This is a genomic window from Roseibium algicola, assembly GCF_001999245.1.
Classification (GTDB): Bacteria; Pseudomonadota; Alphaproteobacteria; order Rhizobiales; family Stappiaceae; genus Roseibium; species Roseibium algicola.
Genome location: NZ_CP019630.1, coordinates 1,751,578 through 1,764,760, shown reverse-complemented (window position 1 = coordinate 1,764,760; position 13,183 = coordinate 1,751,578). Strand labels below are relative to the sequence as shown.

The window sequence follows — 13,183 nt, the reverse complement described above, 5'->3', positions numbered from 1 at the left end:
TGGGTTTTCATCAGAGGATCAGGTCGATTTCCGACCGCGAGTCGATCCGCAGCAGCGGCAGGCAGTCCTGTTGGGCGGTGTCCTGAAGGTCACAGGCGCGCACCTCGTTCACAAGGACGCGAGAGATGCCGGTACAGTCTCCCTTGGCAACGTCATATTGCCGGACACGCGTCTTGCCGGTGGGGAGATCGCCGAAGTCGATCGCCGCATAGCCGGAAACGCCGTCGGACGTGTCGAACATCACCAGGTCGAGGCCAAGGGCGTTGACGGGTGTTGGCAAGGTGTTGCGGATGACGAAGGTCAACCGGCAGGACCCGTCGACCGTCTCCGCATCGTTCAACTGGACGGAGATTGCTTCGCTTGTCTTGGAGGCGGTTTGGGACGCTGCCTGAGACGCCGATTGCGCGTTGGCTGCGGCAGCAAACTGACTGCTCAGCATCAAGGCGAGCGCAACCGCCCGAACCGGCGCCGAAACCAAAGATCTCTTCATCCCTTCGCTCTCCCGTAGCGGCTCGCGGCCTGGTTCCGGAAAAGAACTCCGACCGCGCGCCATTCGAGTTAAAGACTTGTCTCCAGGGCAGCACGTGGGTGGCATCGGCGAAGCCGGATGGGGGTATCAATCCGCGAAAAGGGCTGTCCTGTCGGGACGCACGAAACGCACGATTGGCTTTCAGAACTGCTGGAGTTTTTTGAAGGCTGAGGCGGTCTGCGCGATCCTCATCAAGACCGTCGCTGCCCTGGCTAATCGATCTTTACACCGAAAGCAGCGGGTGAGGGAACCGGTCCGGATTAAAAAAGTTGAATTTTTAGTTCAGAATTTAAACGGGTCACCGGCGATGCCGGGACACAGACCATTTCAGCGCCTGCCAGGCGAGCCCACGGGCCGCAGACTTGCCGTCCTGAAGTACCTTTCAGAGCACTCGTCAGAAGACAGGTAAGATGAAGGTCGTTGGAATGGAGAGCGCTTGTGGACGCAGCTAAACCCGATCGAAGCACGCAAGCCGCCAGTTCGCTGCTGACCCTTGGCGGATAAGCCGTTGCCAGTCATCCGTTGTCTTCGATCGCCGAAATGACTGAAAGCAAACCAAGTCTGTCTCTCTCGAGAGAGACGGCATTGCGGGAAGCGTCAATTCTCTTCTCGTTATACCCGAATTGAAAGAGAGTGGATTTACAGGTCACATTTAGAGTTTATCTTGCGGCGAACCAAAAATATTCGCCCAAATGGCTAGCCTTCAATCCGGATCGGTTTCCATTGGGCATATCAGCAAAGGGAGCGGCATGCCTCTGATCAATTACGTAACCCGGGTCCAGTTCGGTTTTGGCGAGCTTGCCACGTTGAAGGAGGAACTGGCGCTCGCCGGAATTTCGCGCCCGCTCGTAGTGACGGACAAGGGCGTGCGCGGGCTCGGATTTCTCGACAAGATTGAAGCCGTCCTCGGCAAGGAGCTGGCAGGCGTCTACGACGAGACCCCCGGAAATCCGAATGAGGCGGCCGTTCGTGTCGCGACTGACTTGTTCAAAGAGGTTGAAGCCGACGGAATTATCGCCATTGGTGGCGGATCGGCGATCGATCTTGCAAAGGCGGTTGCCATCCTCGCCGCACATGGTGGCGCCCTGAAGACCTATGCGGTCATCGAGGGTGGCCTGCAAAAAATCACGGCCAAGACCTGGCCGACCATCGCTATTCCGACAACGTCAGGCACAGGTAGCGAAGTTGGACGCGGGGCGATTGTGATACTGGATGATGGCCGAAAAGTCGGCTTGTTGTCTCCATTCCTTGTTCCGAAAGCCGCGATTGTCGATCCGGAATTGACCATGACGCTGCCGCCCGTTTTGACTGCAGCCACCGGAATGGACGCTATCTCGCACTGCATCGAGACCTATCTTGCCCCGTCCTTCAATCCTCCGGCAGACGGCATCGCACTTGAAGGACTGCGCCGCGCCTGGGCGAATATCCGCAAGGCGACGGAAACACCGGATGACAAGGACGCCCGCGCCAACATGGCAATCGCCGCAACCATGGGCGCCATGGCCTTCCAAAAAGGGCTGGGCTGTGTGCACAGTCTCAGTCATGCGCTCGGCGGGCTCAATCCGAAACTGCACCACGGCACCTTGAACGCGGTGTTCATGCCTGCGGTTCTGGAATTCAACAAGGCGGCCCCGACATCCGTCAGCGAGAACAAGTATGCCCGGATGGCCGGTGCCATGGGGCTGGCAACCGGAACGGATATCGGCGCGGCCATCAAGGAGATGACGGCGGCCATCGGGTTGCCCGTCAGCCTGTCGGAGCTGGGTGTTTCGGAAGATCTCTTCGACCGCATCATTCAGGGTGCATTGGCCGACCACAGCCACAAGACCAACCCCATTGACGCAACCGCCGACGACTATCTCAGGATGCTGCAAGCTTCTTATTGACGGGACCGTCTCTGAAACTCCCTTGAGCGCTCTCCGGACCACAGCACCACCCAGAATCGCCCAGAAACGCGGTGTCGGTATTTATGGAAGCTGGTGGTCCGGAATGCGTCCCCATTTTGGTCGTTCGTCGGCTTTCCGTTTGCTCCCAAAAGCCATCATTCATCGCATACGGATTGACCGTTCATTTCGCGTCGGGTGAAGGTGCTATGGGTAGGACCTTCTAAACCTTACCAGGTGCGCTATTTTCAAAGGCAGGGAGTTACCGACAATGCGCGGATCACATATATTGGTCTGAAGCATGAGCGACCAGAAAGAGACCGGAGACTGATGTGTCACCAAGTAAGGGCCGCGTTGAAAGACTGATTGATAGGATAGGCGCAGAATTTCAGTCTCATCTCATCGACTTGCGGAACACCTCCACAGTCTTTGATATTCAAGACGGCGCCGTTCAAAAGATGATCTCACGCGAAGCGCCATTTGGTGTCATTGGGATCAAGATCCTGGTGCACAATCCCGGAGACGTAAATCGTCTTTTTGAGCACCAATGGAATTTCAGTATTGGGATCACCGGATGTGAATTCACGCTTTTGGATGTCGATTACCAGAACGACGTTTTGGTTGGTGATGCGAATTCAGCCGAATTCGTTGGGCACGAACACATTGCCTACAAGTCGGTTGAACACATGATAGCCTTTCATGGCGATGAGTTTGGCATAGGAAAGGTCTTCATCGAAAAAATTGGCACTTTCTGCCCCAGCCTGCTTGAAAAGCCACCATTGTTTTTTCGAATGCCGCGCAGGGCACCACCCGCCTACAGATACACAGAAGCACCCCAGGCCATTCGCGAGGAGGTGGGCCTATCGCCTGATGGCGGCATGCTTCTGATTGAGGCGATGATCAAAGAACATGGGATTGCCCCTTATACGATCCTTCTGTCCTTCCATTCTGACGAAAACTTCTGGCTGGTTGACCTCCCAGAAACGCTTGTCGACCGTTACCAGCATGGCCTGATTGATCCGAGCCTTGGTGAACACCATTCAAATCTTGAGGTTGGGGTATCCATTACAGCGGAAGCCCTGAGGAACAGGGTTCGGCAGAAGCCAAACAGCGCTGAGCGTGATAGCGGCGTCTTTTTCTCCATGTCCGGAAGCGGTTCTGCGTCAGGCTATTTGAACGGATTGAATTGACTTTCTGTTGGCTGGGGTCATCTCAGTTGCAGTGAGAAGGCGCGCAATTCCCGACAACCTACTCTCTGACACGATCCGGACCTTGGCTGCGTGGCGCACCAATGTCCGCATTGTTAATCGCTGCGGGCATTATCCGACGGTCCGCTGCCGTTCATCGGTGGAACTGCATGCTGCGCGCCGGCCCGCCATACCACCCATCCGCTGCTGCGTTATCTACCTCACTGCCAAGGCCCACTTAGGGGACTTAGCTGACATTTGAAATCCGCCCAGATACTCTTGTCGAACGTTTTTCAGCAAGGGTTCGAATGCATGAGCAATGGATACGCGCTACTTGCCGCTGAGATATCCAGATGGCCTTCAATGAATGAACTGGCGAGCATTTTTAGGTCTGATGGCTACGCCGTCATTGAAGGAAAGTTCTCGTTAAGGTTGGCGGACTTCAATCACTTTGTTTTCAGAGAATTAGGTGGCGATCTGAGTCTTGGTTCTGTAAGCGCCGATCACAGGTCGACCGAAGAACTTGTGGCCTTCTCTCACCGTGTGTCGAGGACACTTGCGAACTCGGGTATTAGACACCGTTTCGAAGTGTATTCGGAAAAGGAAGAACTGGCAGCTTACATGCACCATAATTGGCCGAAAGACCGGTAGGTTTGGGCTCAAAGCTGCCTTTCGCCGTCGTGACGCGCGTATCCCTATCTCGTGGTGCTGGTCGACACAAACGGCCTATTCCGGACATTCACCTTCGATTGGTTCAATGGCGGCTTCGCGGCCCCACATAGGTCGTTTAGTTCCGTATGCAAGTTTCCCTGAAGCAGACATAGGCAGCGCAACTCCTGTCGGGAATTGATTTGAATTCCAGCAGCTAACATTCGATGTCTTTTAAGAGGTAAGCCACTTAGGAAGTGATTGACCGCGAACTGTTGAACAACACTCCGTTCGTGTATTTGAGGCCGCTGTCACAAGCGACTGTAACGACGGTCGCGGTCGGTCCGAGTTCTTTGGCGAGCTCGATTGCTTCCAGCACGTTTATTCCAGTCGATGTTCCGGCGAAGATGCCTTCTTCGCTCGCCAGGCGCTGACATACAACGCGGGCCTCGGTCTCCAGCACGCTGCGTGCGTCTTGGTTGCCACCTACGCCTCAAGCGATAAGCAGCGATGCTTCAGGTTGCAGCTGAAATAGTGCGGCATGAGCATAATTTGGACAGATTGTGGAAAGACCGGGCCTGCCACGGCCAGAATGATGGGTTGATCGATAGGCCAACCTTAAAAACAAAAAATTTCAATGTCTTGGAAAGAGAAATGGCGGACAGAGAGGGATTCGAACCCTCGATACGGTTGCCCGTATACACGCGTTCCAGGCGTGCGCCTTCAACCACTCGGCCACCTGTCCGTCGCAAGCGTCACCCGCTTGAGTGGGGCGCAATATACCCATGGCGCGATCAAGTGCAAGCACTTGAACAAGTTTTTTTTTCGGTGCCTCGCCGCTGTGGATTGTCGAGGGGTTGCGGGGCTCGGACGAGCTGCAAAAAACGGCTGTAACGTGCCAAGCAGCCGGCAATGCCTGGACCGAAAAAATCTTTCCTGTCGTGGCAGTACCAAGGCGGTTTGTCTGCGGCTGGAGGCTGGCCGGGCGCATGTATGGCCGCGCAGAATCAGCGTCTGGTGTTTTCGAAGGTCGAGAGACGTCTCGCAGGCAAGGTCATGGCATGGCTCAGTCTCTGTGCGGGAAGATAACCTCGCTTGGGGTTCGGCATTGCGATAGGCCGGGGAGACGAGGTGGCCACGGTGTGACACAGGTCTGAGCAGGCGGCTTTGTGCTTGCGTATTCGAGAAATGCTGCACTGCAACTAACGCGCTGCCTGAATTAATTTCGAAGCATTTGAAACGAAAACACTTGCGAAAGCCGGGAACCAAAGTCACAAGAATGTGTTGAATATCAAATCTTGTTCCTGCGCGGGGTGATATTACCCTAAAGGAATGCTCAACATCCGGCGGCTACTATTTGAAGGCCTGACTGGAACGAGCGCTCCGTTTAATATTTTGGCGAAGCTGAAAGCAAAGCGATGATCAGTGTTTTGAAGTTTTTATTCCGCATCCTCGGCTACGGCTTTGTCGCCGTCGCCATTATTGCCGGCATTTCCGATGCCAGTTCTTCCATTGCCCTGTCCGAAATCCGTCTGGCCCAGCTTGGCCAGGTCTGGCAGAACCTGTCGCCTGTCTCTCTCGAAATGGCGGAAGCCCACATCGTGGCGTCTTTTGACCCGACGGTCTGGCAGACCTTGAAAGAGACTGTTCTGACCTGGCCGGTCTGGGCGGTCTTCGCTCCGATCGGCCTGGCGCTGCTTTGGCTGGGAGCCAAGCGCCGCAGCCAGCGTGCGCTTTACGCCTGACGCTGCTTCTTGCAGAACCAGACGAGGTGTCGCAAAACGGCAGTTTCCGCTCACACGCGAACACCGTTGCGTGACGGGCCTCTTGGAAAGCGGGCGCAGCTGCGCCACATTAGCTCCTGAATTAAGCCGACTGCTTCCCGGGATCCTCGATAGGCTTTGTTGGCATGTGTGGGAGAAAGCCATGTCGTTCATGACGATGCTGACCAAGAAATTTTCGCTGCCGGCCAAGGACGAGGCCCTGCCGGGGCGTTCCGAAGCGATCCGGCCGGCTGAGCCGCATTTCGTCAACGGACGGCCGCTCGCAGGCCCCTATCCGGACAACATGAAAACCCTTGTTGTCGGAATGGGCTGCTTCTGGGGCGCTGAACGCCTGTTCTGGCAGCTACCCGGTGTCTATGTCACCGCGGTCGGCTACGCGGGCGGATATACGCCCAACCCGACCTACCATGAAACCTGCACCGGGCGCACGGGCCACACGGAAGTGGTCCTGGTCGTTTATGACCCGGCAGAGATTTCCCTCGGAGATCTTCTGAAAGTCTTCTGGGAAAATCACGACCCGACCCAAGGCATGCGCCAGGGCAATGATACCGGTACCCAGTATCGCTCGGCCGTCTACGTGAGCGAAGGAGACGACCTTGCCGGTGCCGAACAGTCGAGGCAAGCCTATCAGGCCGCCCTGAAGGCCGGCGGCGTGGCAAGCACCATCACGACGGAAATCCGGGAGCTGGATACATTCTATTTCGCCGAGGATTACCATCAGCAGTATCTGGCCAAGAACCCGGCCGGCTATTGCGGGATCGGCGGCACGGGCATCTCGTGCCCGGCCGGGCTGGGCCAGACCGCCTGAAGGCTGTCCGATCGCTAGCTTGGTTCCGGTTGAGTTCAAGACGGGGCAGTGCCAGTGACGGCGCTGCCCCGTCTTTTTGAATTCTCCGGCTCTTGAGGCTGGCAGTGTCTCAGTCTTTTCCTTGCCAGGATCGCCCATATTGAAAGCCAGCTGTCGCGGGTCAAGAAAGTCAGGATCTATATAAGTACAATTTCGTAGATAGCTTATATCTTTCAGTACTCTAGGGAAGTTTCAGGCTTTTTTAAATTTGCGCTGCGAGGATTGACCTGACGCATGGGCGTTTAAGGATCGACTTCGTGAGCCGTTCGGCAAAAATTTTTGCAACCGGATACTTCCTGGCCAGCTGCCTGTTGATGCTGGTCGGCTCGTTGATGCCAGCGCGCGAAGGGCCGGTCGCGGTATTCGCATGGCCCTGGGGTGAAAGCGCGGTCAGTGTCATCGCCAGATCGGGTGGCCCGGTACTGTTCGTCGGGGACAGAAGCTGGGTGGCGCTCACCGAAGCCGGTGAACAACAGTCCATCGCAAATCTTTACCGGTCAGGCGCCGGTTTTGTGGCGTCTTCCTTCATCGCGCAAGCCTGTGCGCGATTGAGCGGTGTCTCCCTGGAGCAGTTGAAATGAACGGTGTGGAAATGTCTCAAGCGGATCAGATGTCGGGTCAGCTTTCCGGTCTGGACCAGTTCCGGCAGAAGTTTGCGCGGATGCTGATCCATTTTATCTGGGTGAATGTCTTCCTGGTCATGGGAACGGCCTGGTGGGTTGGCTATGTTTCGCTCGTGGCGGTTTGCGGGGCAGCCTTGCTCCTGGGTGTTGCGGCCACCGGTACATGGATCAAGTTCGGAGCCGGCGTCGAAACGCGCCTTGCCACCTCCATGTCCCTTGCCGGGCTGGTTGCCCTGTTCGTGGCCGCTCTGGCGACGCCGGATGGGCAGATCACCTATCAGCTCGACGCACATATGTATTTCTTCGCCGTTCTGGCGATCCTGGCCAGCTGGGTCGACTGGCGGGCGCTGGTTGCCTATGCAGCCGTCGTCGCCGTGCACCACCTTGTGTTGAATTTCGCGATGCCCTGGGCCGTGTTTCCCGGTGGGGCGGATTTCAGCCGCGTGGTCTTTCATGCGCTTGTCGTGGTTGCGGAAGTCGGGGCACTCTGGTGGATGACCGACAGCCTGGCACGAGCGTTTGCCGCTTCCGACAAGGCACGCGAGGAGGCCGAGGCCGCTCGGGCCCAGGCAATGGTGCTGCAGCACCGGACCGCTGAAAATGACGAAATGGAGCGCGCCAAGCAGAAGGTCATCAACGAACGCATCATGGCGTTTGAAAGTGATATCGCTGCCAAGCTGGACGGTGTCGGCCTGAAGGTGCGCGAAATGCGGGATGCCGCAACCGAGCTGGGCACAGTTGCCGAAAACACCTCGTCGCGTGCAGGCTCCGTATCGGATGCGTCCGAAACGGCGTCCTCAAACGTGCAGATGGTTGCTTCCGCCGCAGAAGAGCTGTCGTCCTCGATCGCGGAGATTTCGCGCCAGGTCGAACAGACCACCGGCATCGTCAACCGGGCGACGGAAAATGCGCAAACCAGCAACAGCAAGGTCGCGGGCCTTGCGAATGCGGCCAATCGGATCGGCGAGGTCGTCACGCTGATTCAGGCGATCGCCGAACAGACCAACCTTCTGGCTCTCAATGCCACCATCGAGGCGGCCCGCGCGGGCGAAGCTGGCAGGGGCTTTGCGGTTGTTGCTGCCGAAGTGAAGGAACTGGCGACACAGACGTCCAAGGCAACGGAAGAAATCGGCGCCCAGATCGCGGCGATCCAGGCGGAAACCAAGGACGCGGTGGAATCCATCGGAGTGATTGCGACGACGATGGACGAGGTCAACAGCTATACGGCCGCCATTGCTGCCGCCGTTGGTGAACAAGGCGCGGCGACCCAGGAAATCTCGCGCAATGTGGCGGAAGCCGCGGACGGCACGGGACGGGTTGCCAACAACATCGACGGTGTGCGGGAATCTGTCGAACGCACCAGCCACTCGGTCGGCTCCATGGTCGAGGCGGCCGAGACCCTCGATCTGGAGACCCAGGACATGCGCCGGGCAATCACTGCCTTCCTGAAGGATGTCGCGGCCTGAGAGTACGGCCGCAACAGATCGTGATCTTCTGAAACCGGCGGCCAGTCCGCCGGTTTTTTCGTTCTTGGGGTGCTCTCCTGTCCTGCATGCTTGACCTGATGTCGCTTGAATGCCATGAGCCGCCCCTAACGAACCAGCGTTGCGAATGAAAACGTGCCACGCTGGCAGCATTCTTCACCCTTGCGGACACTGACGCCAAACGATGCCTGCATCCTCCTTCGCGCCCGGAACGGTCCTGCTGCTGGACCTGTTGAAGCAGCGGTCTGCGCTGTTGTTTCAGGCGCCGGATGAGGTGATCACCTGCTCCCGGCTCGAGGAGGTTCAGGGCTGCCTCGAACAGCTTGAGGCCGCCCAAGCGGACGGGCGCCATGCGGCAGGCTACCTTGCCTATGAACTGGGTTTTGCCTTCGAGGAAAAGCTGCGGAAACGGTTTCATCAAACAGAAGAGCCGTTGCTCTGGTTCGGGCTGTATGGCGCGCCGGCGGAACTGGGTCTCGACGAAGCCAAAGCTATGCTGGAAAGCGTGACTGGCGATGGCGAGGCTGCCATCGGCAAGCCGGAGTTCGATATGGACAGGGCCGCTTACGATACGGCCTTTGCCCGCGTCCGCGACCATCTGGCGAAGGGCGACATCTATCAGGTCAACCTGACCATGCGCGCGCGGTTCCGGCACCAGGGGGCTCCTGAACGGATCTTCCAGACCCTTCTGCGTCGCCAGCCGGTGGAATTTGCCGCTTTCCTGCGCCTTGAAGACCGGACGATCCTGTCTCTCTCGCCGGAACTCTTCCTGGAGCGCCGGGGCACCTGCCTGCGGACCAAACCCATGAAGGGCACCGCGCCCCGAGGGCGTTACGCTTCCGAGGACGCCAAGATTGCGCGCACGCTCTCAAGCGATCCCAAGCAGCGGTCCGAAAACACCATGATCGTCGACCTGATGCGCAACGACCTTTCACGCATCGCCGACACCGGCACGGTCAAGGTGACCAAACTGTGCGAGGTGGAGCGCTACCAAAGCCTTCACCAGATGACCTCGACGGTCGAAGCTGAAGTTCCCGATGACGTCGGCTTTGCACGCATCGCCGAACATCTCTTCCCCTGCGGTTCGATTACGGGAGCGCCGAAACTCAGCGCCATGCAGATTGCCCAGGATCTGGAAACCGGCCCGCGTGGCGTCTACACCGGTTCGATCGGCTATCTCGCGCCTGGAGGCGATTTCCGGTTGAATGTCGCCATCCGGACGCTGGTGCTGCGAAACGACGGCAGCGGCGAAGCCGGAAGCGGGTCCGGTGTGATCTTCGACAGTGGCGCGTCTCCCGAATACGACGAATGCGCCCTGAAACTGAGGTTCATGAGCGAGGACACGCCCGGCTTCGATCTGATCGAGACGCTGGCTTATCACCCGGGCGACGGCTATTTGCTTCTGGAACGGCACATGCAGCGCCTGCAGGCCTCAGCGGCCTATTTCGGCTTTCCTTTCCGCGAAGAAGATGTGCGTGAGGAGCTTCTGCAGCATGTTCGCACCTTTGCCGCTTCCAGGCGTGTGCGGCTGTTGCTGTCGGCGGATGGCGGCATTTCGGTCACGTCGACGGATCTTCCGCCGGCCGGTCAGGAGGCCGTTTTCAATCTGGTGATTGCGCAAGAAACCACGTGGTCAACCGACAGGTTCCTGTTCCACAAGACCACCAACCGGGCCTTCTACGATGACACGCGCCAGCGGTATCAGGCGGAAACCGGTTGCCAGGAGGTGCTGTTCCTGAACGAGAACGGCTATCTCACCGAGGGCAGCTACACCACTCTTTTCGTGAAACGGAACGGCAGCTTGCAGACGCCTGCGCTTCGTCACGGGCTTCTCCCCGGCACCTTCCGGGCGGGGCTTCTGGAACGTGGTCTGGCAAGCGAGGCAGACCTTACGCTTCAGGATCTGCAAGAGGCCGAAGAAGTCTACGTCGGCAATTCCGTGCGCGGTCTGATACGCGCTCGCCTGCTTTCGGAACAAGCGAGTCGTTCGTGGCACATGGAAGCCGGGCAACACAATGAAGCCACCCGCAAGGCAGGGTGATAACCGGTACGCTAACAGAGCAGCGCTGACGTCTCAGGCATTGTCCCAGGGAATGACTGTCAGCTCCGGCCAGAGGGCCATCATCCGCGCCGCCTTTTCCGCATAGGTTTCCGGGTTCGGCTGTGTGTAATTGGGCACCAGCCGCATGCCGAACAGGTTGGCAAGGCCGAAAGGCGCATGCAACACCATGCGCCCGTCTTCTTCGAGCCGTGCCGCCACCGAATGGGTGCGCGAGGCATAGGTCGTCAGCGAATCCATGGCACAGTCGAGAGGGCGGTATGGCCTGCCGAAACGGCTCTCGTACCACAGGTGGACGCGAGCCTGATTTCTCACTTCCAGAAGGCTCGCCAAGTCGGGCAGGGCCTGGTTGACCTTGCCGATAACAGCGTCCTCGGCCTCATAGGATAGATCGGTTCCGTCGAAATAGATGATGTCGAAATCCTTGATGCCGTGCAGCAGGGGGCGGTTGGTGAGGACGTTCCAGACAGTCTGGTAGATACCGCCCGACACCAGCCAGGCATCAGGAAGGGCAAGGTTGCGGACGGTGGTCAGGATTTCCATCACATGAGGCACGGTCCTGAGGATCTGCTCAAGACCTGCCAGCCGCGTCTCCTCACTGGCGGCATAGGGATCGCCCAGCCTTGCGTCGCGTACATCCATCTGCAAATCGGCGGTCATTTCCGGATCCTCTTTTCGCGAAGGGGCAACCTATCCGATTCTCAACGTATCGCGCGCCGTGCATGATGAGGACCATGCACGCGAATGTGTCCTTCGCAGATAAGTGCCGCCAGCGGATGAGAGGGGCACCGTCTTGACATGAAGCGGGTAGGCGCCATCTCCTTCGGAGACGTTTGGTCTTTTCAGGAATTGCCGATGTACCTCTTGCCACGCACACAAATGATCGCCGCACTGGCCGCTTGCGGGGCGGTGCTTGTCACCGCTCTGCCATCCGCGGCCCAATCCGGACGGCCGAATTCTACCGCCATGTCCTGCGGACAGGTTCAGTCCATGATCAATCAGCGTGGGGCTGTCGTGCTCAGCACCGGGCGCTATACGTTCGACCGGTATGTGGCCAACCGGAGCTACTGCCAGCATGGCGAGGTCACGCGCCGGGACTACATTCCAACGAAGGACAATGCGAAATGCTACGTGCTTCGCTGTATCAATCCCCAACCCTGGCGGTATGACTGAGCCGTATCCGGGCCGGTTGCCCTCCCGGACTTCAACAGGAGACGTCATGTGAACCGACTTTCCAGAAGCGCATGTTTCGGCTTCCTGGCGTTTACCTGGCTCGGGGGCACTGCCGCCGTAGAACCGGCCATGGCCCAGGCCGGGCGTCCGGACACGCGTTCAATGACATGTGCCCAGGCTCAGGAACTGGTCAGGAAAAGTGGCAGCATCGTCCTGACGACCGGCCAGTCGACCTTTGACCGCTTCGTTGCAAACGGTAGCTATTGCCGGCCGCAAACGGGGCAGGTCCGTGCGAAATTTGCTCCCACGCGCGACAATCCGCAGTGCTCCGTCGGCTACAGGTGTTTCCAGAACCGGACGCAGCGGTAAACGGGATCCTTCTGCAAAAACAGGATAAAGAGGCACAAGTCTTAACCGCCTTGCAGGCTTTTCTTGCTATTTCATGCGCGGACGGGGCAACGCTGTGTTGCATTTGGAAACCGTTTCACAAATATGAAATACGGATTGCCTACTGCTGGAAATCATAGCCATTTAATACATGACTTCGCCTGAATACTCAGGAAAGGCCTTGCGATGAACGAGAATAATACAAGAAAACAACTGTTAATTGCGAAGTCCGCACTTCAGGCAGGCCTGTTTATGTGTGCGGCTCTTGTCCCTGTGCTGCAGGCGGAAGCGCAAACCCGGCGTCAGCCCGATACCACGCAACTGACCTGTGACCAGACGCAGGACCTGATCAAGAGATTCGGGGGCATCAATCTGAAATCAGGCCCTTACAAGTTCGACCGGTTTGTCGTCGGTCGGAACCAGTGTTTCTCGGGCCAGACGGTGCGGCCGACATTCGTGCCGACCAAGGACAACCCGAAATGTTCCGTCCTTGTCTGTGCAGAGATGGGGCAGGCCCGCCAGTAAAAAAGGCCGCGCGATGGTGTTCGCGCAGCCTTTTTTCCAGTCTTGTGAAACGCC

Annotated in this window: 12 protein-coding genes and 1 tRNA gene; 10 read left to right on the top strand and 3 right to left on the bottom strand. The window is 57.9% G+C overall.

The window, feature by feature from the left end; all coding sequences use genetic code 11:
• Window positions 1-10 precede the first annotated feature (10 nt).
• Window positions 11-490, bottom strand: a complete 480-nt coding sequence (locus B0E33_RS08230; protein WP_062491970.1) for a hypothetical protein — start codon at window positions 488-490, stop codon at window positions 11-13.
• A gap of 788 nt (window positions 491-1,278) precedes the next feature.
• Here B0E33_RS08230 and gbd point away from each other — a divergent pair.
• Both gbd and B0E33_RS08215 read left to right on the top strand, forming a co-directional pair.
• Window positions 1,279-2,415, top strand: a complete 1,137-nt coding sequence (gene gbd / locus B0E33_RS08220) for a 4-hydroxybutyrate dehydrogenase (RefSeq protein ID WP_077290908.1) — start codon at window positions 1,279-1,281, stop codon at window positions 2,413-2,415.
• A 329-nt stretch (window positions 2,416-2,744) separates the two neighbouring features.
• Entirely contained in the window at window positions 2,745-3,602 is an 858-nt protein-coding gene (locus B0E33_RS08215) for a hypothetical protein (RefSeq protein WP_156912360.1), read from the top strand.
• Between the two features lie 1,300 nt (window positions 3,603-4,902).
• On the opposite strand, the gene B0E33_RS08200 is transcribed toward B0E33_RS08215, so the two are convergent.
• Window positions 4,903-4,992: transfer RNA gene (locus tag B0E33_RS08200), tRNA-Ser, on the bottom strand.
• 673 nt (window positions 4,993-5,665) lie between these two features.
• Here B0E33_RS08200 and B0E33_RS08195 point away from each other — a divergent pair.
• The 5 genes from B0E33_RS08195 to pabB all read left to right on the top strand — a co-directional run bounded on the left by B0E33_RS08195 (window position 5,666) and on the right by pabB (window position 11,026).
• Window positions 5,666-5,992 carry a hypothetical protein gene (locus B0E33_RS08195; RefSeq protein ID WP_077290904.1) on the top strand — a complete coding sequence of 109 codons (327 nt, stop codon included), beginning with the start codon at window positions 5,666-5,668 and terminating at the stop codon, window positions 5,990-5,992.
• 181 nt (window positions 5,993-6,173) lie between these two features.
• A complete protein-coding gene (gene msrA, locus B0E33_RS08190; RefSeq protein ID WP_167579507.1) occupies window positions 6,174-6,839 on the top strand; it encodes a peptide-methionine (S)-S-oxide reductase MsrA in 666 nt (221 codons plus the stop codon).
• 296 nt (window positions 6,840-7,135) lie between these two features.
• Entirely contained in the window at window positions 7,136-7,459 is a 324-nt protein-coding gene (locus B0E33_RS08185) for a hypothetical protein (protein ID WP_022999673.1), read from the top strand.
• Window positions 7,456-8,967 (top strand): methyl-accepting chemotaxis protein, encoded by a 1,512-nt coding sequence (locus B0E33_RS08180; RefSeq protein ID WP_062490604.1) that lies wholly within the window; start codon window positions 7,456-7,458, stop codon window positions 8,965-8,967. Before B0E33_RS08185 ends, B0E33_RS08180 begins: the two co-directional genes overlap by 4 nt.
• 202 nt (window positions 8,968-9,169) lie before the next feature.
• Window positions 9,170-11,026, top strand: a complete 1,857-nt coding sequence (gene pabB / locus B0E33_RS08175; RefSeq protein ID WP_077290903.1) for an aminodeoxychorismate synthase component I — start codon at window positions 9,170-9,172, stop codon at window positions 11,024-11,026.
• A 33-nt stretch (window positions 11,027-11,059) separates the two neighbouring features.
• On the opposite strand, the gene B0E33_RS08170 is transcribed toward pabB, so the two are convergent.
• Complete coding sequence (locus B0E33_RS08170; RefSeq protein WP_077290902.1) at window positions 11,060-11,704, bottom strand: nucleotidyltransferase family protein; 645 nt, start codon at window positions 11,702-11,704, stop codon at window positions 11,060-11,062.
• Between the two features lie 138 nt (window positions 11,705-11,842).
• Here B0E33_RS08170 and B0E33_RS08165 point away from each other — a divergent pair, with 138 nt between their 5' ends.
• From B0E33_RS08165 to B0E33_RS08155, 3 genes are all read left to right on the top strand, one after another.
• Window positions 11,843-12,217, top strand: a complete 375-nt coding sequence (locus B0E33_RS08165) for a hypothetical protein (protein WP_206051415.1) — start codon at window positions 11,843-11,845, stop codon at window positions 12,215-12,217.
• A gap of 48 nt (window positions 12,218-12,265) precedes the next feature.
• Window positions 12,266-12,586, top strand: a complete 321-nt coding sequence (locus tag B0E33_RS08160) for a hypothetical protein (protein ID WP_228148069.1) — start codon at window positions 12,266-12,268, stop codon at window positions 12,584-12,586.
• A gap of 204 nt (window positions 12,587-12,790) precedes the next feature.
• Window positions 12,791-13,129, top strand: coding sequence for a hypothetical protein (locus tag B0E33_RS08155; protein ID WP_145915833.1), 339 nt, complete (start codon window positions 12,791-12,793; stop codon window positions 13,127-13,129).
• Window positions 13,130-13,183 lie beyond the last annotated feature (54 nt).